Origin of the sequence: Flavobacterium album, assembly GCF_003096035.1 — a bacterium.
GTDB lineage: Bacteria > Bacteroidota > Bacteroidia > Flavobacteriales > Flavobacteriaceae > Flavobacterium > Flavobacterium album.
In genome coordinates, this window is sequence record NZ_CP029186.1 from 559,745 (window position 1) to 582,050 (window position 22,306).

At 43.9% G+C, this 22,306-nt stretch carries 21 protein-coding genes; 9 read left to right on the forward strand and 12 right to left on the reverse strand.

The window, feature by feature from the left end:
• Window positions 1-55: 55 nt before the first annotated feature.
• The 7 genes from HYN59_RS02485 to HYN59_RS02515 all read right to left on the reverse strand — a co-directional run bounded on the left by HYN59_RS02485 (window position 56) and on the right by HYN59_RS02515 (window position 5,194).
• Window positions 56-295 (reverse strand): NifU family protein, encoded by a 240-nt coding sequence (locus HYN59_RS02485; RefSeq protein ID WP_108776756.1) that lies wholly within the window; start codon window positions 293-295, stop codon window positions 56-58.
• 1 nt (window position 296) lies between these two features.
• Window positions 297-1,427, reverse strand: a complete 1,131-nt coding sequence (locus HYN59_RS02490) for an Mrp/NBP35 family ATP-binding protein (RefSeq protein ID WP_181369496.1) — start codon at window positions 1,425-1,427, stop codon at window positions 297-299.
• Between the two features lie 233 nt (window positions 1,428-1,660).
• A complete protein-coding gene (locus HYN59_RS02495) occupies window positions 1,661-1,996 on the reverse strand; it encodes an MGMT family protein (protein ID WP_108776758.1) in 336 nt (111 codons plus the stop codon).
• Window positions 1,997-2,008: 12 nt separating this feature from the next.
• Entirely contained in the window at window positions 2,009-2,644 is a 636-nt protein-coding gene (locus HYN59_RS02500; RefSeq protein WP_108776759.1) for a LysE family transporter, read from the reverse strand.
• A gap of 3 nt (window positions 2,645-2,647) precedes the next feature.
• Window positions 2,648-3,322, reverse strand: a complete 675-nt coding sequence (gene trmB / locus HYN59_RS02505) for a tRNA (guanosine(46)-N7)-methyltransferase TrmB (protein WP_108776760.1) — start codon at window positions 3,320-3,322, stop codon at window positions 2,648-2,650.
• A 145-nt stretch (window positions 3,323-3,467) separates the two neighbouring features.
• A complete protein-coding gene (locus tag HYN59_RS02510; RefSeq protein WP_108776761.1) occupies window positions 3,468-4,511 on the reverse strand; it encodes a sensor histidine kinase in 1,044 nt (347 codons plus the stop codon).
• Entirely contained in the window at window positions 4,511-5,194 is a 684-nt protein-coding gene (locus HYN59_RS02515) for a response regulator transcription factor (protein WP_108776762.1), read from the reverse strand. The genes HYN59_RS02510 and HYN59_RS02515 overlap by 1 nt, the downstream gene beginning before the upstream one ends.
• 196 nt (window positions 5,195-5,390) lie before the next feature.
• On the opposite strand from HYN59_RS02515, the gene HYN59_RS02520 reads away from it, so the two are divergent.
• The 6 genes from HYN59_RS02520 to HYN59_RS02545 all read left to right on the forward strand — a co-directional run bounded on the left by HYN59_RS02520 (window position 5,391) and on the right by HYN59_RS02545 (window position 13,664).
• Window positions 5,391-8,162 carry a TonB-dependent receptor gene (locus HYN59_RS02520; RefSeq protein WP_108776763.1) on the forward strand — a complete coding sequence of 924 codons (2,772 nt, stop codon included), beginning with the start codon at window positions 5,391-5,393 and terminating at the stop codon, window positions 8,160-8,162.
• Window positions 8,163-8,219: 57 nt separating this feature from the next.
• Window positions 8,220-9,578 carry a hypothetical protein gene (locus tag HYN59_RS02525; protein ID WP_108776764.1) on the forward strand — a complete coding sequence of 453 codons (1,359 nt, stop codon included), beginning with the start codon at window positions 8,220-8,222 and terminating at the stop codon, window positions 9,576-9,578.
• A 97-nt stretch (window positions 9,579-9,675) separates the two neighbouring features.
• Window positions 9,676-10,050 (forward strand): T9SS type A sorting domain-containing protein, encoded by a 375-nt coding sequence (locus HYN59_RS02530; protein WP_245895647.1) that lies wholly within the window; start codon window positions 9,676-9,678, stop codon window positions 10,048-10,050.
• Window positions 10,051-10,177: 127 nt separating this feature from the next.
• On the forward strand, window positions 10,178-11,209 hold the full coding sequence (locus HYN59_RS02535) for a T9SS type A sorting domain-containing protein (protein WP_108779622.1): 1,032 nt from the start codon (window positions 10,178-10,180) through the stop codon (window positions 11,207-11,209).
• Between the two features lie 75 nt (window positions 11,210-11,284).
• Window positions 11,285-12,265, forward strand: a complete 981-nt coding sequence (locus tag HYN59_RS02540) for a LuxE/PaaK family acyltransferase (RefSeq protein ID WP_108776765.1) — start codon at window positions 11,285-11,287, stop codon at window positions 12,263-12,265.
• A gap of 109 nt (window positions 12,266-12,374) precedes the next feature.
• Complete coding sequence (locus HYN59_RS02545) at window positions 12,375-13,664, forward strand: T9SS type A sorting domain-containing protein (protein ID WP_108776766.1); 1,290 nt, start codon at window positions 12,375-12,377, stop codon at window positions 13,662-13,664.
• Window positions 13,665-13,713: 49 nt separating this feature from the next.
• Here the strand turns inward: HYN59_RS02545 and tyrS are convergent, their stop codons facing one another.
• Window positions 13,714-15,012 carry a tyrosine--tRNA ligase gene (tyrS, locus tag HYN59_RS02550; RefSeq protein WP_108776767.1) on the reverse strand — a complete coding sequence of 433 codons (1,299 nt, stop codon included), beginning with the start codon at window positions 15,010-15,012 and terminating at the stop codon, window positions 13,714-13,716.
• 93 nt (window positions 15,013-15,105) lie between these two features.
• Here tyrS and HYN59_RS02555 point away from each other — a divergent pair, with 93 nt between their 5' ends.
• A complete protein-coding gene (locus HYN59_RS02555; protein WP_108776768.1) occupies window positions 15,106-16,113 on the forward strand; it encodes an NAD-dependent epimerase/dehydratase family protein in 1,008 nt (335 codons plus the stop codon).
• Here HYN59_RS02555 and HYN59_RS02560 read toward each other — a convergent pair.
• The 3 genes from HYN59_RS02560 to HYN59_RS02570 all read right to left on the reverse strand — a co-directional run bounded on the left by HYN59_RS02560 (window position 16,108) and on the right by HYN59_RS02570 (window position 18,794).
• Entirely contained in the window at window positions 16,108-16,503 is a 396-nt protein-coding gene (locus HYN59_RS02560) for a DUF4296 domain-containing protein (RefSeq protein ID WP_108776769.1), read from the reverse strand. The genes HYN59_RS02555 and HYN59_RS02560 overlap by 6 nt on opposite strands.
• Before the next feature lie 220 nt (window positions 16,504-16,723).
• A complete protein-coding gene (locus HYN59_RS02565) occupies window positions 16,724-18,064 on the reverse strand; it encodes a dihydroorotase (RefSeq protein ID WP_108776770.1) in 1,341 nt (446 codons plus the stop codon).
• 7 nt (window positions 18,065-18,071) lie between these two features.
• Complete coding sequence (locus HYN59_RS02570; protein WP_108776771.1) at window positions 18,072-18,794, reverse strand: polyprenol monophosphomannose synthase; 723 nt, start codon at window positions 18,792-18,794, stop codon at window positions 18,072-18,074.
• 105 nt (window positions 18,795-18,899) lie between these two features.
• Here HYN59_RS02570 and HYN59_RS02575 point away from each other — a divergent pair, with 105 nt between their 5' ends.
• Together HYN59_RS02575 and HYN59_RS02580 are read left to right on the forward strand one after the other, a co-directional pair.
• The gene (locus HYN59_RS02575) at window positions 18,900-19,565 is read left to right on the forward strand and encodes a DUF4271 domain-containing protein (protein ID WP_108776772.1); all 666 of its coding nucleotides are present in this window, start codon (window positions 18,900-18,902) and stop codon (window positions 19,563-19,565) included.
• A 17-nt stretch (window positions 19,566-19,582) separates the two neighbouring features.
• Window positions 19,583-20,332 (forward strand): uroporphyrinogen-III synthase, encoded by a 750-nt coding sequence (locus HYN59_RS02580; RefSeq protein WP_108776773.1) that lies wholly within the window; start codon window positions 19,583-19,585, stop codon window positions 20,330-20,332.
• Between the two features lie 350 nt (window positions 20,333-20,682).
• Here HYN59_RS02580 and pckA read toward each other — a convergent pair whose 3' ends face one another.
• Window positions 20,683-22,284, reverse strand: a complete 1,602-nt coding sequence (gene pckA / locus HYN59_RS02590; RefSeq protein WP_108776775.1) for a phosphoenolpyruvate carboxykinase (ATP) — start codon at window positions 22,282-22,284, stop codon at window positions 20,683-20,685.
• Between the last annotated feature and the right edge of the window lie 22 nt (window positions 22,285-22,306).

A 22,306-nucleotide genomic window follows, 5' to 3' on the forward strand; every position in this document is an offset into this window, starting at 1 on the left:
GTTCTTTAAAACAGCTTTCCTAAAATATGATGGTTATCAGCTTTCGCCAAAATATTTATGCAACGTTTACTACCGTCTCGATCTGCGGGGCATACTTTTTAATGGTAGTCTCCACGCCGGCCTTAAGGGTCATCTGGTTCACGCTGCAGCCTACACAGGCCCCTTCAAGGCGCACTTGCACGTGCTTGTCATCCTCAATACTGATAAGCGAAATATTCCCTCCGTCAGATTCAAGGAACGGGCGGATCTCATCGAGGGCCCTTTCTACACTGCTTTTAATTTCTTCTGTTGTCATTTTATTTCTTTTTTACTGCTGAACAGCCAGCCATCGTCGTTATTTTGATTGCTTCGGTTGCCGGAAGGTTCTCGTTCCTGTTTACCGTTTCCTGCACTACCTCGCGGGCAAGCGCTTCAAAGGCGGCTTCGAGCGGGGTCGCGGTCTGCAATGCGGCAGGGCGGCCATAGTCGCCGGCCTCGCGGATGCTTTGTACTAAAGGCACTTCGCCAAGGAACGGCACCTCAAGGTCTTCGGCAAGGTTCCTTGCGCCTTCTTTACCAAAGATATAGTATTTGTTATCAGGAAGCTCTTCGGGCGTAAAGTAAGCCATATTTTCGATGATCCCCAGTACCGGTACATTGATGCTTTCCTGGCGGAACATGGCTACTCCTTTTTTGGCATCGGCCAAAGCCACCGCCTGCGGCGTGCTTACCACTACTGCGCCCGTTACCGGAAGCGACTGCATGATAGAAAGGTGTATATCTCCCGTTCCCGGCGGCAGGTCAATCAGCATGAAGTCAAGCTCACCCCAGTCGGCATCAAATATCATCTGGTTCAGCGCCTTGCTGGCCATTGGCCCGCGCCATATTACCGCCTGCTCAGGGCTGGTAAAGAATCCTATCGACAACAGCTGTACGCCGTAATTTTCGATTGGCTTCATTTTCGACTTTCCGTCCACCTGTACAGATATAGGGCGCTCGCGCTCCACATCGAACATGATAGGCATTGATGGCCCGTAGATGTCGGCATCAAGCACGCCTACCTTAAAGCCCATTTTGGCAAGGGTAACCGCAAGGTTAGCCGTTATGGTCGATTTACCCACACCGCCTTTACCCGATGACACCGCAATAACATTGCTGATACCCGGTATGCCTTTCCCTTTGATCTCCGGCTTTTCAGGAGTTTCCACTTTTACATTTACCTTTACTTTCGCATCGGCATATATTTTTTCCTGTATGGTTTTGATGATATCGGCTTCCGCGCGCTTGCGGATGTGCATGGCAGGAGTATGCATCACCATTTCTACCACTACCTCATCACCAAATGTGAGTACATTTCTCACAGCACCACTTTCTACCATGTTCTGGCCTTCTCCGGCAAGTGTTATGGTTTCGAGGGCACTAAGTATTTCTTTTCTGTCTAGTTTCATGATATATCTAACAGCCTCTTATTAAGACTAATTTCAAACAGCAAAGATAATAGGAAAAGGTGATACGGGAAAGTTTTTTTGCTGGAAGTGTGGGAAGTCCGAAGTCGGAGGTCCGATGTACTGAGCTGGAAGTTAAAGCGTGAACAACGAGGATGAAAGGTTGTAAACTAATGCCACATAACGTTTTAGGCACCAGACATCGGACCTCCGACTTCGGACTTCCCACCTTCGACCTAAAACCCCAGCTCCTTCACCGGGTCCCAGAAGAGCTTTTCGAATTTTACGACTTTGTTTTCCTTTACTTTCACACCTTCATTTTCCAGCAGCTGCTGCATGAGGTTGGTGCCTTCAAAATGGTGCTTGCCCGATAGCAGGCCTACACGGTTTACCACACGGTGTGCCGGGACATCATCGCGGCCGCCACAGGCATTCATCGCCCAGCCTACCATGCGTGCCGATCTTGCTGCACCCAGGTATTTTGCAATAGTGCCATACGATGTAACCCTGCCTTCGGGTACCTGCTTTACGACCTCATACACGCGTTCGAAAAAGTTATCGTTATCCACCATGGCAGTTTAATTTTATTGGCTGCGCAATATCCTGATAAGCGTAAGGACGGAGACCAGGCCTGTTACCCCACCAATGAAATAGTTGACATTCTTCATGAAAAAGTCGGCCTTGTGCTCTAATTTTTTAAAGAAGACAATGTAGAGGTAAAATATGGAAAACGAACCGACTACCACGCCTATTACAAAGAGCGACACAAACAGGTTGGTAAAGTAAAAGTATTTATAGGCCGAAAAAGAAACGCTTATAAACACGTAATAGGGTATCGGGAAGAAATTGAGCGCCGAAAGCAGTGCCCCCAGGAAAAAGTTGCTGGTGCGGCTTTTCAGCTTTACGATGTCTTTACCTTTTTTTATTTTTTTCTTCTTTGCGATAAAGAGAAAATATAAAGTGAGTATCGAGAAGATAACGAGCCCGGTCTCTTCGAGTATCGCAATAATATCGGGCCGGCTATTAAGGAACTTTGCAAATGATACGGCAATATACGTCTGGAAAAAGACCACTACGGAAGCGCCAAGCGCAAAAACAAGGGCTCTTTGCCTTCCTTCCTTCAGGCTGATCTTGGCTGCCGTCATGTTGAGCAGCCCCGGAAGGGCTACACCTATGGATGACATGACAAAGCCCAAAAGCAGCGGAAGGAGTATCTCCATAAATTATTTTATTTTGAAGCGTATGTAGGTTATTGCCTTGTTCTGCTCCAGGTATTGCTGCTCATAAAAAGTCTGGATGCCCGTAACGATCTCGGGCGCACCCTCGTTGCGGTACACATGGTGATTGGCATAAATAACCTCGTGCCCCTCGCCATGAAGCAGACCAAGGGTATAGCCGTGCATGAATTCGCTGTCGGTTTTCAGGTTTACCACGCCATCCGGCTTGAGTATCTTTTTATAGCGCTGTAGGAATTCGGTATTCGTAAGCCTGTGCTTGGTACGCTTGTATTTTATCTGCGGGTCAGGGAAGGTGATCCATATCTCTGACACCTCGCCATCGGCAAAGAAATTTTCGATAAGCTCTATCTGTGTGCGAAGGAACGCTACATTGTCCAACCCTTTTTCTAAGGCTGTTTTGGCCCCTCTCCAAAAGCGGGCGCCCTTAATATCTATACCTATGTAATTGTTTTCGGGGTACCTTTCGGCCATACCGATGGTATATTCGCCTTTGCCACATCCCAGCTCGAGCACTATAGGCTTGTCGTTCTTAAAGAATTCAGCATTCCAATTCCCTTTCAAAGGAAACTCCCCTGCCATCGCATCTTCCCGCCTGGGCTGCAATACATTCCCAAACGTTTCATTTTCCCTGAACCTTTTTAATTTGTTCTTACTTCCCACGCTTATATTTAAATTTCGGTAAAATTAGGGAAATATATGACAATGGGAATAATTTTAGATTGCACTTATTAAGATAGTTTTGAACGGCCGGCACTCTGCCAAAGAGATGGGGCAGCTTCACTTTCGCTGAAAAGAGGTCATGCAATTACTTCATTTTCTCCAGTGTAAAAGAAAATTCTGACCCTTCGCCAAATTTGCTTTCCACATAGATTTTTTCGTCGTGGCCTTCTATGATGTGCTTTACAATAGAAAGGCCTAAACCTGAGCCGCCTTCGGTACGGGCACCGCTCTTGTCGACACGGTAAAAACGCTCGAACAGGCGCGGGATGTGTTTTTTCTCGATTCCCTCGCCATTGTCTTTTATCCTGACGATGATCTTGTTGTTCACCAGGTCTTCGATACTTATTTCGGTAGTACCGTTTTCGCGGCCGTATTTTATGGAGTTCACCACAAGGTTGGTAATCACCTGCTGTATCTTTTCGCGGTCGGCATATACCATTACAGGCTTGATGTACTTCATGTCGAACATGAGCATAATGTTTTTCTTATCGGCTTTCATCTCCAGCAGGTCGAAAACATTCTGCACCACTTCAACAATATTGAATTTTGTATAATTTAGGTTCAGGTCTCCCACCTCAAGCTTGGTTATCATATCGAGGTCCTGTACGATATAGATAAGCCTTTCCACACCTTTTTCGGCACGCTGCAGGTACTTTTTGCGGAGTGTTTTATCGTTCATCGCGCCATCAAGCAGTGTTAACAGGTAGCCCTGCACTGTAAACAGCGGGGTTTTAAGCTCGTGGGATACATTGCCCAGAAATTCGCGCCGGTATTCTTCGCGTATTTTCAGCGTTTCGATCTCGATCTTCTTATCCCGCGCGAATTTTTGCACCTCGCGGGTAAGCGTGGCCATATCTGTGGTGATGGATTTGTTGCGGAAGGTGCTCGACTCGAGCAGCGAAACGTCGTCGTATATTTTTTTTACCCTGCGGTAAATGAACCGTTCTACGCGGTACTGTATAACAAAAAAAGAAAATATGAAAAGGGAAACTACAAAGATGGCAATGAAATCCCACCGGAGGATATCGAAGAAATACATCATCCCCGCAAGGAACCCGGTTGAGAACAGCGTAATGTATAATGCTGACTTAACAGCAAACTTGTATGTTTTCTTAAAACTTATTGCCACTAAACCTCCAGCTTATAGCCTACTCCTTTTATTGTTTTAAACAGATCCTCCCCTATTTTTTCGCGAAGCTTGCGAATGTGAACGTCTATTGTCCTGCCGCCTACCACTACCTCGTTGCCCCACACTTTGTCCAGTATCTCTTCCCTTTTGAATACCTTGCCCGGTTTTGAAGCCAGCAGGTAAAAAAGCTCGAATTCTTTTCGCGGGAGCACGATTTCGCGGTCTTCCATAACGATCTTGTATTCTTCGCGGTTTATCTCTATTGCGCCTACACGCAGTACATCGTCTTTGCTTTCATCATCCTTAAGCCTCCTTAGCAGCGCTTTTACTTTGCTCACAAGCAGCTTCGGTTTTATTGGCTTGGCGATGTAATCATCTGCCCCGGCATCGAAACCTGCCACTTGCGAATAGTCTTCACTGCGGGCAGTAAGGAACGTTATGATCACATTACTGAGCTCCGGCATCCTCCTTATATTTTCTACCGCTTCCATGCCGTCCATTTCGGGCATCATCACGTCCATTATTATTAGGTGCGGCAACTCTTTTTTGGCTTTGGCAATAGCCTCTCTGCCATTGGCCGCCGTTACCACCTGATAGCCTTCCTGTGAAAGGTTATACCCCACTATTTCCAGGATATCCTGCTCATCGTCAACCAGTAAGATCTTGATGTCTTTTTTCTTCATAGTAACACGTATGTGTATGTTTTGCGGTGGTAAAGGTAAAGATAATACAAAACCGTCAAACGTGTTAACCGTAATTTAATGTCTTAACAATTTAATAATAAAAACCAATTCTAAAGCTAACAATTCAGTAACATCTGATTTAGATACTAGGCCCAACTTTGCACGAAAATTTAGGAACAACAACAACACGACACGAATGAAATTCAAATTTCTTTTAATTGCACTATTTACATTTTTCGCGGGGTTGGCCCAGGAGAATGCGACCATTAAAGGAACTGTTACAGACAGGGACATGAACAATGAAACCTTACCCTTTGCGACAGTAATGGTAAAAGGCACGAAAATTTTGGCCACAACAGACGAAAACGGCAGTTATACCCTTACGGTACCTGCAGGCACACACACTATTGTTTTCAGCTTTCTCGGGTACCTGGATGCTTCGGTGCAGGTAACGGTAGCTGCAGGCGAAACAAAAACGGTAGACCAGCAGCTTCACTCGGACAGCGTACAGCTGAACGATGTGATTATTGAAAAAGTGGTGAACCGCGAAAAAGAATCTACACTACTGGTAGAACAGCAAAAAGCCATCGAAATGAAGCAGGCTATCGGCGCACAGGAACTTACAAGAAAAGGAGTAAACGATGCTGCCGCCGCTGTAATAAAAACTACCGGCGTATCTAAACAGGAAGGCGTTAACAGCGTATTTGTGCGGGGCCTTGGCGACCGTTACAATTCCACAACACTCAACGGTTTGCCGCTCCCATCCGAAAACCCTTTGTATAAAAACATCTCTTTGGACTTCTTCCAGTCAAATATTATTAAAAACATCAATATAAACAAGACTTTTTCGGCCAACCTGAGCGGTGATAATTCAGGGGCGAATATTGATATTACTTCAAAAGAATTGGAAAGCAAAGCACTGCTTTCGGTACAGGGAGGCGCCAGCATTAACACAAGCGCTATTTCGGCCGATAATTTCCAGGTTGCAGACGGCGCCTACAGCTATTTTGGGTTTCTTAAAAACGGAAAGGATGTCCCTATTACCGACCTGAACCAATATACATTTAAATCAAACTTTAAGACCAATACCATTTCAAGCCCTGTTAATACGAATTTCAACATTACTGGAGGCGGGAAAATTAATGTAGGGGAAGGTAATAACACGATTTCATTTTTTGGGGTAGCAAGCAATATTACCGACTATGCCTACAAAAAAGGTTTCGTGGGTGTGGCAACAAATACCGGCGACTACCAACAGCGCATGAATATGGATCGTTATGATTACAAAACCACGCAGTCACTACTCGGAAACGTTAAGTTCAAGCACGATAAAGGAAGTGTTTCCTTAAACTCGCTGCTCATTCATAACAATAATCAATTCGTAGGTAATTATTTGGGATATAATAAAGACATCAACGATGCACTGGGTACCGACATAGCTGAGCAATCGCTTATAACCCGTCAGCAAAACAACAACAATAATTTAATAACCAACCAATTATTGGGTGATTACAAATTTAGCGACAAAATAAGCGCTAATGCGGGCGTTGTTTACAGCACCATGCGCGGAAGTGAGCCGGACAGGAAAACCAACACCTACGCAATGACGGAAACCGGGCACTACATTTTGGGCACGAATTCTTACGCAGATAACAACCGCTTTTTTTCGACACTAGACGAAAATGACTTAGGTGCAACGGCAGAAGTAAATTACAGCGTTAACCCTGAAGCAAACAGCCCAATGATCATTACGTTAGGCGGGAACTACAGGAAAACAGACCGTACTTTCAATTTTACTGAATTTGATTATAAGCAAAACGGATTAACCGTAGACCCAAATAATCCTGATTTGGTACTTAACCAGGAAAACTTTAATTCAGGCGCGTTTAGTCTTATTACCTTACGGGGCGGCACCAACATAAACCCTATGTATTACATTGGCAACCGCAAGATCGGGGCCGGCTATGCGCAGTTTCTTTATCCTGTAAACGAAAAACTTACCATACAGGTGGGCCTTCGCGATGAGCAGGTAAAACAAACCATTATCTGGGACACGAACATAACCAGTACGGTGACCGACCTTACAACGCCACCGTCGCTTATAGACAAAAACTACATATTGCCAAGTGCAAATTTAAAATACAGCTTTAACGAGAAAAACGCATTGCGCTTTGCTGCGAGCAAAACCTACACCATGCCACAGTTTAAGGAAATGGCAAACTTCCTGTACACTGATGTTAACTTTAACGAGCGCGGAAACCCGTATTTAAAGCCTTCTACTGTTTACAATGCAGACATTAAGTACGATTACTACCTGTCTCAAAAAGAGATTATTTCGATAGGCGGTTTCTATAAGTACATCCAGGACCCTATTTTGAGGATGATCATGAACACACCCGGTCTTGATTATTCGTATGTAAATACTAATAAAGCCTATGTAGCGGGTGCCGAGATCGAAGCCCGGAAAACATTATACAGCGTTGAAAGCGACATCCGTAACAAAGACCTTTCTTTCGGTTTAAATGCTTCTTATTTATACAGCGAGCAAACCCAGGAAGACGTAACTACCGGCGCAGTATCGGCCTCTTTCACAAACCGTAAAGGAAAAATGCAGGGAGCTTCGCCATTGCTTGTAAATGCCGACCTTAGTTACAACACCAGCACCGAAAACACCTCACTTTTGTCTACCCTGGTATTTAATTACTTCTATGACAAAGTATATTCTGTAGGTACAACAGGCCGCGAAAACCTGGTAGAGAAGTCAGTCCCGACTCTTGATTTCATCAACCGCTTTGAGTTGAAAAAAACCAAAATGACAATAAGCCTTGGTGCGCGTAACATATTGAATCCAAAATACAGGCTTACACAAGAGGCCACATCAAACGTAACAGGCCAGACGAGCGATGTATTGATAAGCAGCTACCGCAAAGGCGCCGTTATTATGGCCGGGCTTAGTTGGCAGCTATAATTTTCTGAACTATTAAATCCCAATATTAACACACTTAAATTACTAAAATTAAAAAAAATGAAAAAAATGTTAATGTTTGCTGCTATTGCAGCGATGGCAGTTGGTTGTAGCGATGACAGCGACAACAACAATAACAATGGCAACCAGGTTGCTGACGGTTACATTTCGTCTCTTACAGATCCTGATTATGATGCCAACAATCTTAAGGGCAAAATAAACGCCGACATTACCCTGCCTGCAGGTAACTACAAGCTTACAGGCCGTCTTATCGTGGTTGATGGTTCGGTATTGACTTTAACTCCGGGTTCTACATTTACTGCTGATGCTACAAATGCAGGCGGTGGAACGAACGTATCTGTAGAGGTAAACCGTGGCGCTAAACTAATGGCTGTAGGTACTGCAAGCGCGCCAATTGTCTTCACTTCGGTTAACAAACACACGGGCGACTGGTCCGGAGTATTTTTATGTGGTAAAGCAACCCTTGTAAATGCTGCGAGCGGTACACGTGACGGTTCATTTACACAGACTACCGAGCTTGGAGACGAGCTTTATGGCGGTAATAACGATGCCGATTCATCAGGACACCTTGAATATGTAGAGATTGGCTATGCTGGTGCGCGTATTAATGCAACAAAAGAAGGAAACAACCTGTCTCTATACGCTCAGGGTACAGGCACTATCCTTAAAAACCTTTACCTTCACGATGGTTCTGATGACAACATCGAATTCTTTGGAGGCCGTGTAAATGTAGAGAACATTTTGGTGGTAAACTCTGCCGATGATACTGTAGACTGGTGTTTAGGATGGACAGGTACTGCTACAAACATAATTGAAGTTCGTGAGGCTGGTTTTAATGACATTACAAACGGTTCCGGTATGATGGAAGGCGACGGAGGTTTCGCTGACCTTGCTTCAACTCCCCTTGTTACAACTAATCTGTCTAACCCTACATTCACTAACATTTCTGTAGGTGTGTACAACGCTAATGGTGTTGACTCAGGCTCTTCAAGCGGTGCTGCTTATTCACTTCGTGCCGGCTTTACTTTCCGTACAGGCTGTAAAGTTACTATTAACAATGGGAAAGTGCTTTGGGGCAGTGCAGCTGCTAACCCTGTAAACGGTTTATTTAAATTTAATGATGGTACAGGTACTGCCCTTGCTCCAGACGTTAAAATTAACCTTAATTATACTGGCGCTAATTTCATTGGACAAACCGGTGTAATAACATCTGTAGACAGTCCAATTCCGGGTGCTAATTACAATGAAGTTCTTGTAAACGGCAATGTTGCTTATCCTGGTTTTGTACTGGGTAATTTTTCACAGCTTGTTTTCAACAATACAGCTGCAACAGGTGCAGACAAATCTGCCTTTGCCTGGACAGGTTATGACTTCGCTACTAAAGCTCCGGGCCTATAATCAACCGGTTTAAGCTATGCTATATAAGAGGCTGCCAATGGCAGCCTCTTCTGTTTAAAAAAAATGGTTTGGCTGCATATATTCTTTGGTACAATATTTGAAATATTTTATATATATTTACAAAATCAATCACCACTATGTCAAAAAATACTTTTATATTACCTTACTGCTGTTCTGTTTGTTTTCGCTTGGCGCTAAAGCCCAGGAAAACAAAGGGGTTGCTGCTGCCGGCAAGGAAGCTATAGAGGGATTGAACATTTACCCCAACCCTGCAACTTCCGACAGGATTTACATCACTTCCAAGTCATCTCAAAGCAAGGATGTGGAGATCTACGATGTGCTTGGTAAGAAAATACTGCAAAGCACCCTTTCCGGAAAAGAACTTAACATCACAAGCCTTACTCCGGGTGTTTACATCATCAAAGTTAAAGAAGGTGATGCCTCTGCCACCCGCAAACTGATCGTTAAGTAATTAACTTACTTAACACGAAGTTAACTCGCTGATAAAAATGTCTTAATTTTACTACGGGCTTTTCTATTGAACTAAAATGTTCCTATATTTGTACAGGAGAAATATCAAAAAATTAAAAACTAACGACATGAAAAAAATCTACACTTTAACATTATTAATGGCCGCCGGACTATCGTTCGGGCAGACATTTGACGCCTTTACAGGTACAGGACCCCTGACCGCAAATGGATGGACACACCATAGTGGATCGGCTTCTGATCAGGTAACAATACTTACTACATCAAGTGATAGTGGCAATAGCCTATATTACCCTGGCCTTGCAGCATCTACCGGAAATCGTATCGCTATTGCAGCAGGAAATAATGAAGATTTAAATAAGCCACTTGCGACACCTGTTACTGAAGGTTCTGTTTACTATTCTGCACTTATAAAAGTTCAAAACACTACAGGCTTAAACGAAAATGGAGTAGCAGGCGACTACTTTCTTGGTTTTACAGTAAATACAGGTAATGGCATGGCTCCAAATCCTGAAGTTACCGCTTTTTATGGCCGTCTTTACGTGAAAAAAGGGACTGCTGAAAACACTGTGAATATTGGTGTTTTAAACACAAGCGGCGGAACTGTTGCTCCATCTTATGTTGCAACTAATTTTGCAGTTAACACTACGTTGTTTGTAGTTGTAAAATATGAATTTGCAACCAATACTGCTACTCTATGGGTAAACCCTACACCTGGAAGTACAGAAACAGCTGGTACAACAAATGCAACAGGAAGTTCTGCAGCGCCAACAATCCTGGGCGGGATGTTTATAAGAGAAGGCGGTAACGGCACTGCCGGAACTGGAAACATAGAAATTGACGAATTAAGGGCAGGCACTACATTTGCGGGTGTAACCCCAACAGGAACTGCCGGAGTTAAAGAGAGTGCAATCGCAGGCCTTAAAGTATATCCTAACCCATTGACAGGAAACATACTTAATATCACATCTAACGCTAATGCTGCAAAAACAGTTGCGATATATGACGTTCTTGGAAAACAGGTTATAAACACTACAACTTCTAATACAAGCATCAACGTAAGCAGCCTTACAAGCGGTGTTTATATGGTAAAAATCACTGAAGAAGGCAAAACAGCTACTAAGAAGTTAGTAGTTCAATAATCTTCTCAAACATATTTGGAAAAGCACTGCTTCGGCGGTGCTTTTTTATTTTGTATTTTTGCCAAAACTTCCGCATTGATTACTTCCTCCGACATATTTGCCATTTCTTCCAAAAAAGAGTTTGAGAAGATCACCTTAAAGGTTTTCCGCCACCAGTACGATAACAATACCGTTTATCGTGATTTTTGCGGCTTCCTGAATAAGAATAAACAGAATGTAAAGTCGGTAAAGGATATCCCTTTTCTCCCGATACAGTTTTTTAAGACGCATGATGTACTGAGCTCCCGGGAACCTGTACAGACAACATTTACCAGCAGCGGCACCACCGGGATGACAACCAGCCGCCATCTGGTAACCGACATTAACTATTACGAGCAGAGCTTCCGGTTGGCGTTCTCACAGTTTTATGGCAATATAGAGAATTATGCTGTTTTAGCGCTGCTGCCCTCCTATCTGGAACGCGAAGGGTCATCGTTAATTTATATGGTGGAAGACCTCATACAGGGCTCTAATAACCCTGACAGCGGCTTTTACCTGCACAACTACGATGAACTCATTGCAAAGCTTACAAAGCTGGATTCCGAGGGCCAGAATGTATTACTTATAGGAGTTACCTATGCGCTTCTCGATCTTATTGAAAAGCAGGATTTCAACCTGAAGAACACCATCATAATGGAGACCGGCGGTATGAAAGGCCGTCGCCGTGAGATGATCCGCGAAGAGCTGCACGAAGTGTTATGTAAAGGCTTTGGTGTGGGCGAGATCCATTCTGAGTACGGGATGACGGAGCTGCTGTCGCAGGCCTATTCCCTGGGCAACGGCATTTTTGAGTGCCCACCCTGGATGGACATCCTTATCCGGGATACCGAGGATGCATTGACGTATGTCGATTATGGAAAAACCGGCGGCATCAACGTGATCGATCTCGCTAATATAAATTCCTGCTCTTTTATCGCTACACAGGACCTCGGAAAAAAATATACTAACCAGTCGTTTGAAGTGCTGGGCCGCTTTGATAACTCAGATATACGGGGATGTAATTTGATGGTGGTGTAGGAATTATTGATTTTATTTTACCGAATCACTTGTCGGGAATTCCTTATTTATGAAGCTTTTATTTTTGTTAAATGTTGAGTAGATTTGCTCAAACATTAAAAAAGCTTTTATGAATAAAATAATTACTTTAAGAAATCTGCTCAGCCTCATTTTTTGTATCAGCATTTTTGCCAATGCAAAAGCCAACACAATTGCTCTTCCGTTAGATGCACCCGTAGCAACCGAAGCGACTGATATTACATTCCATAGCTTCACAGCGCATTGGAATGAAGTGGCCGGAGCAGACAACTATATAATTGAGATCAGCACAAGTAGTGATTTCTCTACAATCCTGCCCGGTTGGAATGACTGGCTAATTTGGGGAACATCACAGGAAGTACATAATCTTACCGGCACTACTACCTATTATTACCGGGTGGTCGCTGTTTCCGGTAATACATTTTCTGCCTATTCAAATATTATTGAAGTGACAACAGGCTGTGGGCCGTTTATTTATGCCGCAGACAATATTGATGAATATTGCGGTGTTACGACAATAGGAGATTTGCCGTTATCGCTAAATGATTATCATTGGTATTTATCCGAAACCGGAGGGGAGCCTTTGACCGCAGAGACCGTAATCCCTTCAGGAATAATTTACTACACAAACTACTATGACAATTGCGAAAGTCCAAGGCAGCCCTACCTGGCGCAAATAACAATAGCAGACACCCCTGTGATCGAAGATAATGAAGTGGCAGTATGCCATAGCGGCACTGTTGACGATATAACGCCTGAAGGGTCGGGTTATAAATGGTATGCCGATGCTGCAAGCGGGACGGCACTTGCGGGCGGGACGGCGCTTGCCAACGGCACCTTATACGTATCGCGGGTAGCAGGCAATTGTGAAAGCGAACGGGTAGCCATAATGGTTGAAATTGCGAACCCTGCTGTACCACAAGGCGAACAACAACAAACATTCATTACCGGAGAAGCGCTTTCGGACGTTGAGGTTACTGCTAATGATGCCCTTGTATGGTATGCCGATGAAGCGCTTACCACAGAGCTCCCTGCTACTACAGCACTTACAGACAACACCACCTATTATGCCATTAACCAGGATGGATCCTGCATGAGTGAGCCATTGGCAGTAACTGTAAGCCAGCTCGCGGGTATAAATGAATTCGGAATGCAAGGGGTGAGAGCCTACCCGAACCCGGTAAACGATATCTATACTATTACCTATACAGAGCCTATTAGTACTCTGTCTGTTTATAATATGCTTGGGCAGCCTCTGGCTACAAGCCAAAACGGAACAGCGTCGGTACAGGTAAATATGGCTCCATACGCACAGGGAACGTATTTTATAAAGCTCACATCGGGCGTTAAGGCAGCAACCTTAAAAGTGGTAAAGCAATAGACTAATACAAAAACAAAAAATGCCCGGCAACACCGGGCATTTTGTTTTATTACCTAACAGTAATAACAAAATATTTCTTCTTGCCGTGCTGCACCAGTATATATTTGCCGAGGATGATATCTTTATCAGATAGCAAATAACCTTCTGCTACTTTTTCTTTATTTATAGAAATAGCATTTGCCAATACCGCTTCCCTTGCTTTTCCGCGTGAAGGGAATATATTAGTCGTATCGGCAAGCGCCAATACGATATCAACGCCTTCCTGTAGTTGTTCGCGCGTGATTTCAGCGCCCATAAATTCCCCGAAAATATCGGTAAAGAATTCCTCACTTTCATTTTCCATATCTTCGCGGTTAAAGTTAGAGAAAGCAAAAACCGATCTCTTAACAGCTTCCTCAAGATCTTCCCTGGAATGCACGAAAGTCGTTACCTCTTCGGCCAGCTTTTTCTGAAGCACCCTAAGATGTGGAGCGGTCGCATGCTCCTCGATCAGGGCATCTATCTCTTCTTTAGAAAGGAAAGTGAATATCTTTATATATTTCTCAGCATCGGCATCGCTCGTATTCAGCCAGAATTGGTAGAATTTGTAAACTGATGTCTTATCGGCGTCCAGCCATACATTGCCGCCTTCAGACTTGCCGAATTTAGAGCCGTCCGCTTTTGTGATCAGAGGGCAGGTCATCGCGTAGGCTTTTGCGCCTTCGTCGTTCATCCTGCGTACCAGTTCGGTCCCTGTAGTAATGTTGCCCCACTGGTCGCTTCCTCCCAATTGCAGCAGGCAGTTGTATTCTTTATGCAGGTGGTAAAAATCGTACCCCTGTATCAGCTGGTAGGTAAATTCGGTGAATGACATACCCGACCCTGCTTCACCTGTAAGGCGCTTTTTAACCGAATCCTTAGCCATCATGTAGTTCACCGTGATACGCTTACCTACATCGCGCACGAACCCGATGAATGAGAACTCCTTCATCCAGTCGTAATTGTTCACCAACACGGGAGCATTCGCATCCGCCGAATTGAAATCAAGGAAACGCGACAGCACTCTTTTGATACCTGCAACGTTCTTTTCAAGTGCAGCTTCGTCAAGCAGGTTACGCTCATCCGACTTGCCCGAAGGGTCGCCTATCATTCCGGTAGCGCCGCCAACTAGGGCAATAGGCTTATGCCCGCATTTTTGCAGGTGCACCAAAATGATGATAGGCACAAGGCTGCCGATGTGCAACGAGTCGGAAGTTGGGTCAAAGCCAATATAGGCCGTGGTCATTTCCTTATTCAGTTGCTCTTCAGTTCCCGGCATAATGTCGTGTACCATGCCTCTCCATCTCAGTTCTTCTACAAAATTTTTCATGTCTGGTTTTTAATAAGCTGCAAAAATACAAACCTGTGTGAAAAAACGGGAACAAATAAGGATAAATGCGCAGTAAAAATTACATTTGCATCTATGATATTAGTAACCGGCGGTACAGGATTGGTGGGTGCCCATTTGCTGCTCCAGTTAGCGGCTAATGGCGGACAGGTGCGTGCGTTGTACCGCGGCCAGAGCTCCATCACAAAAACAAGGAACCTTTTTACTCATTACAAAAAGCAGGAACTGTTTGATACAATCGAATGGGTACAGGGCGACATTACCGATGTCCCTTCGCTGGAAGATGCTTTTGCAGGCGTAGAATATGTGTATCATTGCGCGGCCTTCATCTCTTTCGATCCCCGGGATGAGGAGCAGCTGCGGAAAGTGAACATCGAAGGCACTGCCAATATGGTAAACCTTTCCCTAGCTTACGGCATAAAAAAATTCTGCCATATCAGTTCCATTGCCGCTTTGGGCGACACCAAAGAGGATGGCGACACTATTACCGAAGAGACCGAATGGAACCCCGAAATAAAGCATGGCGACTATGCCATCAGTAAATATGGTGCCGAAATGGAAGTATGGCGTGCCTGGCAGGAAGGCCTGAATGTTGTAATAGTAAATCCGGGGCTGATATTTGGCTATGGTTTTTGGGAACAGGGAAGCGGTGCCGTGCTGCGTGCAGTAGACAAAGGCCAGTATTTTTATACTAACGGCACCTGTGGCATTGTTGCCGTGGAAGATGTCGTAGGGATAACGACGCTGCTAATGGCTTCTGAAATATCAGGCGAACGCTACATTGTGGTTTCAGACAACCTTTCATATAAAGAAATTCTTGACACGATTGCCGACGGAATGAAGAAAAAGCGTCCTTCAATATACGCCACAAAGCTAATGGCTGCCGTTGGGTGGCGGATAGACTGGCTGATATCAAAACTGCTTATGCGGAAAAGGATGCTTACAAAAGGCATGGCGAGATCATCGTACGCCACAGATAAATACACCAGCGAAAAGCTTACTACCGAAACAGGCTACGAGTTTACGGCTATGAAGCCTTATTTGAAGGAACTTGCCACACAGTACTCCGGCCAGCTTTTATGACCTGTTCCGTGCTCTTATCTTTGGGCCGGTACCGGTGGTTGCCGGGGATTCTTTCTTTTTAAAGCCGTATTTTATTTTATCCTGCTCTATTTTTTCCTTTACCTTTTTCTGGATACCTTCATATACATCAAGGTCTGATGCATAGTATTCATTGCTTTGCACAAACGTAAGACTGTCGGTCTTGTATTTATTATAAATGTAATTCCTGTTGTCTATCTTATTATCGTCAAGCGCCTTTGGGGTATACGAGCTTATCGCCTGCAAAAGGGTAATATCATAAAGTATATTCACCATTTCATCTTCTGATAAAAGGTGTTTTGGCTTTTCTGCTTTTTCTTCCCCGCAGGAAAAGAGCAGTGCAGACAGTGCTATGTATACCAGCTTTTTCATAAGCTATCCAATTTTATATCGATCAACATTTAAAGCGACCATATCCGGCTTTTTCTACCACAAAGGGCACAAAGTTTTTTCACTAAGGACACTAAGACCCGCTGTATATTTTAGAGGACACAAGGCTTTGGGTATCGCTTTGTGCGCTTTATTTTAATACAGCCTTGTGAACTTTGTGAAAAATCCTTAGTGATCCTTTGATAAAATTAAATATAAAAGATTATCTGTCAAACAACAGCCTTTCGCCGCAGCGGATATCTTTCACCTTAAAGTTATTATATACAAGGTTGCCATTTACAAAAGTATGGGTAATCCTTGATTTAAAGTTAACCCCTTCGAATGGTGACCAGCCGCATTTGTATAAAATATTTTCTTTCTTCACGTTCCATGGTAGTCCGGGGTTCACGATAACAAGGTCCGCATAATAACCTTCCCTGATGAAGCCGCGCTTTTCCACACGGAATAATTTGGCAGGGTTGTGCGCCATTTTTTCCACGATCTTCTCTACCGATATCTTCTTTTGATGGTAGGCCTCAAACATTGCTACTACGGCATGCTGCACCAGCGGCCCTCCTGAAGGCGAGCTTGTATATGGGTTTTTCTTTTCGTCTAATGTATGCGGGGCGTGGTCGGTTGCAACCACATCGATCCTGTCATCAAGCAATGCATCCCAAAGTGCCTGTCTGTCCTCGGCTGTTTTTACTGCCGGGTTCCATTTGATAAGCGCGCCTTTCTTTTCATAATCGGCATCGCTGAACCAAAGATGGTGGATGCACACTTCGGCAGTTATTTTTTTCTCCTCAAGCGGAATTTTATTGGTAAACAATTCAAGCTCCTTTGCCGTAGATACATGGAAAACGTGCAGCCTTGCCCCTGTTTTTTTGGCAAGCTCTACCGCCCGTGAAGACGATATGTAACACGCCTCGGTACTGCGTATAAGCGGGTGGAATTTCACGGGGATATCATCGCCGTATTCCTCCTTGTACTTTTCAAGATTCTGGCGTATTGTTGCTTCGTCCTCACAATGCGCTGCAATGAGCATGGATGTGCTGCTGAATATTTTTTCGAGTACGGCCTCATCGTCAACCAGCATATTCCCTGTGGAAGAGCCAAGGAACAACTTGATTCCCGGCACGTTCTTCGGGTTGGTTTTCAATAGCTCTTCAAGGTTGTCATTGGTACCGCCCATCATAAAGCCGTAATTGGCATACGATGTTTCTGAAGCCCTTTGGTATTTATCCTCAAGCAATTCCTGCGTAACAGCATTCGGAACCGTATTAGGCTGCTCAATAAACGAGGTAATACCGCCCGCTACCGCTGCACGCGATTCGGTTTCGATCGTCCCTTTGTGCGTAAGGCCCGGCTCACGGAAGTGCACCTGGTCATCAATAGCCCCGGGTATCAGAAAGCTCCCTTCGGCATCGATGATCTTTACATCCGAAAACTTCGCGCTGATGCTTTCGGCAATTTCTTTAATAAACCTGTCTTCAATTAAAAGATCGCCTTCAAAAATGGCTCCTTCATTTACAATTTTGGCATTCTTAATTAAAATCCTGTTCATTGATCTCTTATAGTCTGTTTAGCATTTTTTTCATTCTCAGCGATATCACCCCAAAGATAGCTTCTTTAAAGATAGCGCCGCTCATTTTAGATTCGCCCATGGTACGGTCGGTAAATATGATAGGCACTTCCACAATATTAAAGCCGTTGGCATAGGCCCGGTATTTCATTTCGATCTGGAAGGCATATCCCACGAATTTTATCCTGTCAAGGTTCACGCTTTCCAGCACCTTTCGCTTATAGCAGATGAACCCGGCAGTAGCATCGCGTATTGTCATCCCTGTAATGGTGCGCACATAGGCCGACGCGTAATACGACATCAGCACGCGGCTTAATGGCCAGTTCACCACATTCACCCCGGTAACATAGCGCGACCCTATAGCCATATCGGCGCCTTTTTTGCAGGCATCATATAACCGTACAAGGTCGTTGGGGTTATGCGAAAAATCGGCATCCATCTCAAAAATATAATCATACTTCCTGCTGATGGCCCATTTGAACCCATGAACGTAGGCCGTTCCCAACCCTGATTTTCCGGCCCTTACTTCCAGAAAAAGGTTTGCGGGATATTCCTGCTGCAATTCCCGTACCTTTTGTGCAGTGCCATCCGGCGAATTATCATCCACGATCAGCACGTCGAAAGCGGTATCAAGCGATAATACTGCCCTTATGATAGGTTCTATATTGTCAATTTCGTTATAAGTCGGAATTATAACTATCCCATCGCTCATCTGGTCCGCTGAATTTTTGTGCAAAAATAACGTATTTCTAACGTGTGAAGCATAATTAAAGTATAATTAAAATAAGCGAATGCAAAAAATAGTAATTTTGCGGCTATGACAGAACTGGTTTTAAACGTTAGGGCAGTTGGAGGCAGGGATTGGGCAACCATCCTGTTCGTGGTGTGCTTTGGCCTGATCGCCATCAACAGGGCTGTTTTCGAAACCCGTTTCGCTGAGTTTATAAAACTTGCCGTATCAGATAAATACACGAAGATATACAAAGACGGGGGCAACCTGCTGAGCTGGTTTACCATTTCGTTCTTCTTCATACAGGTCATCTCGTTTACGTTCCTTTTACAGTTTTTATTACACTACTTCAAGCTGGCAGAAAAGACAAGCTGGATATCCTTCATACAATTGTTCACCCTGATCGCGGTGTTCATCCTGGCAAAATACCTGATTGAAAAGATAATTGCCACATCATTCAATATTGAAGAATTCAATGAGCAATTCAACCTGCACAAGGTAAATTACAGGACGTATATCGGGCTTTTGCTGCTCCCTGTTAACATTATATTGTTTTATAATGACGATATCCATCCGTATGTTTTATACGGAATCATAGCAATTATAGTAGCTGCAAGCATTATATCCTACCTGCTTTCATTAAGGCTGTATCAAAATTTGATACTCGGCAAATTGTTTTATTTTATTTTGTATCTTTGCGCACTTGAAATAGCACCCTATTATTTCATGTATTATTGGTTTACAAAAAGTTAGTAAAGAATTCGCAATATATGAAAGTGAAAACTATCCTGGTTTCGCAGCCTGAACCTAAAGTAGATAATTCCCCCTACTTTGAAATTCAGCAAAAATTAAAAGTAAAGGTTGACTTCAGGCCATTTATCCACGTAGAGGGTGTAAGCGCAAAAGATGTCAGGGCGCAAAAAATCGACCTTAATAATTATACCGCCATAATACTTACCAGCAAGAACTCTATTGACCATTTTTTCCGCGTGGCCGAAGAAATGCGCTTTAAGGTCCCTGAAACGATGAAGTATTTTTGCCAGAGTGAGGCCATTGCCTTTTACCTGCAAAAATATGTGGTGTACAGAAAAAGAAAGATCTATGTAGGGCAAAAGGACTTTAGCGACCTTTCCCCTCTTATCAAAAAATATAAGGACGAAAAGTTTCTCCTGCCGGCATCCGACCAGTTGAACTTTGATGTGCCGCAAACACTGAATACCCTTAAAGTAGACTGGACCCCGGGCACTTTCTACAAAACGGTAATGAGCGACCTGAGCGACCTGAAAGATGTGTACTACGATGTACTGGCTTTCTTCAGCCCTACCGGGATCAAATCGTTATTCAAAAATTTCCCCGACTTTGAGCAAAACAACACACGTATAGCGGTTTTCGGGCTTACCACACAAAAAGAAGCGCTCGATCACGGCCTCAGGGTTGACATCATGGCACCAACTCCGGAAACGCCATCTATGACGATGGCTTTGGAGAAGTATATTATTAAAGCCAATAAAGAGAAATAAGAGAATATTACTTTATAAATGAAAACCGCCTGATTGATTGGGCGGTTTTTTTGTTATGATCCATACCTGCCTTTATTTTTTCTAATCAGTACTAATATTGACACAAAGATCATATTTATTATAAACAAGCTGAAGAGATCAGCATTACTTATTGTTTTAATTCCCTGACCAATAACTTTACTTTCGAAATAAAAATATATTGCAGACGAGTCAATCAGCAACAACATCCATAAAAGTATCTGGTAGAGGGCTTTCATATTACAAACATAAGCAATTCCTCAATAAACAAAAAGCTGCCCTTTTTACGGGGCAGCCTTTCTTTCCAAAAAACATCTATTCTAAAATTCACATTATGCCAACGGTCCGCCGGCCATAATTTCTTCATTGGCAAATTCCTCGAATTTCGCAAAGTTCTTCCTGAATGCAGCCGCCAGTTCAAGTGCTTTTGCATCATAAGCTTCCTTATCTTCCCATGTGTTCCTTGGGTTAAGGATTTCCGCAGGGACGTTAGGGCAGCTTTGTGGCTTTGCAAGTCCAAATACCGTATGGTCCTGGTATTCTACATTATCAAGTTCGCCGTTCAGGGCAGCAGTAATCATTGCCCTTGTATATTTTAATTTCATCCTGTGGCCGGTGCCATAAGCGCCACCAGACCACCCGGTATTGATAAGCCAAACGTTTACGCCGGCATCTTTCATTTTTTTGATTAGCATCTCGGCATATTTTGCAGGGTGCAGCGGCATGAACGGCGCACCAAAGCATGCAGAGAAGTTAGGCTGCGGCTCATTAACACCTGCTTCGGTACCGGCAACTTTAGCCGTGTAGCCTGAGATGAAGTAGTAAGCAGCCTGTCCCGGAGTCAGTTTAGAGATCGGAGGCAGGATACCAAATGAGTCGGCACTAAGGAAGAATATATTTTTAGGATTGTGCCCTATAGAGCCCGGCTGTATGTTGTCGATATGATAGATCGGGTAGCTTACACGCGTGTTCTGCGTAATCGAAATATCGGTATAATCTACCTCGTTCGTGCCCGGCTTGAAGATTACGTTCTCCAGTATCGCACCTCTTTTGATAGCCCTGAAGATATCCGGCTCGTTCTCCTCAGTCAGGTTGATCACCTTGGCATAACAGCCGCCTTCAAAGTTGAATACAGTATTCTCATTTGTCCATCCGTGCTCATCGTCACCTATCAGCTTACGCTCAGGATCGGCAGACAATGTAGTCTTACCTGTTCCCGAAAGTCCGAAGAAAATAGCTGTATCGCCATCTTTACCAACGTTAGCGCTGCAGTGCATTGGGAAAGTATCTTTAAACACAGGAAGAATGAAGTTTAGTGCAGAAAATATGCCTTTTTTCATTTCGCCGGTATAGCCTGTACCACCTATAAGTGCAATTTTCTTAGTAAAGTCAAGTATCGCAAAGTTGTGTGAGCGCGTACCGTCTGCAGCAGGATCTGCCATAAAGCCCGGCGCACATACTACATGCCAGTCGGCTGTGAAATCCTCCAGCTCCGATTCTTCCGGACGAAGGAACATATTGTAGCAAAACAGGTTCGACCAGGCAGTTTCGGTAACCACCCTTACATTAAGCCTGTAATTATCATCGGCACAAACATAGCTGTCGCGTACAAATACTTCTTTACCGGAAAGATAGTCGGCAACTTTCTTATAAAGCGCGTCAAATTTAGCGCTCTCAAAAGGGATGTTTACATTTCCCCACCATACTTTATCTTCGGTAATGCTGTCTTTTACAATAAAACGGTCCTGTGGCGACCTCCCGGTGAATTCCCCTGTATTGATGGCAAGGGCACCTGTTGAGCTTTCAACGCCCTGGCCTCTTTCAATCGTAATATCATGAAGCTCGTCCGGAGACAACTGATATCTTACATTAGCATCTTTAATTCCTAAGTTATCCAACGAAATCGTTTTCGTAAAAAGGCCGTAATTATCCATACTTTTTAGAATAAGTTGAGTT

Excerpts from the sequence above, each read along its gene's own strand:
- pckA (WP_108776775.1), bottom strand. The coding sequence starts at position 22,284 with ATGGATAATTACGGCCTTTTTACGAAAACGATTTCGTTGGATAACTTA.
- HYN59_RS02565 (WP_108776770.1), bottom strand. The coding sequence starts at position 18,064 with ATGAACAGGATTTTAATTAAGAATGCCAAAATTGTAAATGAAGGAGCC.
- HYN59_RS02490 (WP_181369496.1), bottom strand. The coding sequence starts at position 1,427 with ATGAAACTAGACAGAAAAGAAATACTTAGTGCCCTCGAAACCATAACA.
- HYN59_RS02555 (WP_108776768.1), top strand. The coding sequence starts at position 15,106 with ATGATATTAGTAACCGGCGGTACAGGATTGGTGGGTGCCCATTTGCTG.
- HYN59_RS02515 (WP_108776762.1), bottom strand. The coding sequence starts at position 5,194 with ATGAAGAAAAAAGACATCAAGATCTTACTGGTTGACGATGAGCAGGAT.
- HYN59_RS02580 (WP_108776773.1), top strand. The coding sequence starts at position 19,583 with ATGAAAGTGAAAACTATCCTGGTTTCGCAGCCTGAACCTAAAGTAGAT.
- HYN59_RS02485 (WP_108776756.1), bottom strand. The coding sequence starts at position 295 with ATGACAACAGAAGAAATTAAAAGCAGTGTAGAAAGGGCCCTCGATGAG.
- HYN59_RS02500 (WP_108776759.1), bottom strand. The coding sequence starts at position 2,644 with ATGGAGATACTCCTTCCGCTGCTTTTGGGCTTTGTCATGTCATCCATA.
- HYN59_RS02495 (WP_108776758.1), bottom strand. The coding sequence starts at position 1,996 with ATGGTGGATAACGATAACTTTTTCGAACGCGTGTATGAGGTCGTAAAG.
- tyrS (WP_108776767.1), bottom strand. The coding sequence starts at position 15,012 with ATGAAAAATTTTGTAGAAGAACTGAGATGGAGAGGCATGGTACACGAC.
- HYN59_RS02570 (WP_108776771.1), bottom strand. The coding sequence starts at position 18,794 with ATGAGCGATGGGATAGTTATAATTCCGACTTATAACGAAATTGACAAT.
- HYN59_RS02535 (WP_108779622.1), top strand. The coding sequence starts at position 10,178 with ATGAAAAAAATCTACACTTTAACATTATTAATGGCCGCCGGACTATCG.
- HYN59_RS02575 (WP_108776772.1), top strand. The coding sequence starts at position 18,900 with ATGACAGAACTGGTTTTAAACGTTAGGGCAGTTGGAGGCAGGGATTGG.
- HYN59_RS02545 (WP_108776766.1), top strand. The coding sequence starts at position 12,375 with ATGAATAAAATAATTACTTTAAGAAATCTGCTCAGCCTCATTTTTTGT.
- HYN59_RS02520 (WP_108776763.1), top strand. The coding sequence starts at position 5,391 with ATGAAATTCAAATTTCTTTTAATTGCACTATTTACATTTTTCGCGGGG.
- HYN59_RS02560 (WP_108776769.1), bottom strand. The coding sequence starts at position 16,503 with ATGAAAAAGCTGGTATACATAGCACTGTCTGCACTGCTCTTTTCCTGC.
- HYN59_RS02525 (WP_108776764.1), top strand. The coding sequence starts at position 8,220 with ATGAAAAAAATGTTAATGTTTGCTGCTATTGCAGCGATGGCAGTTGGT.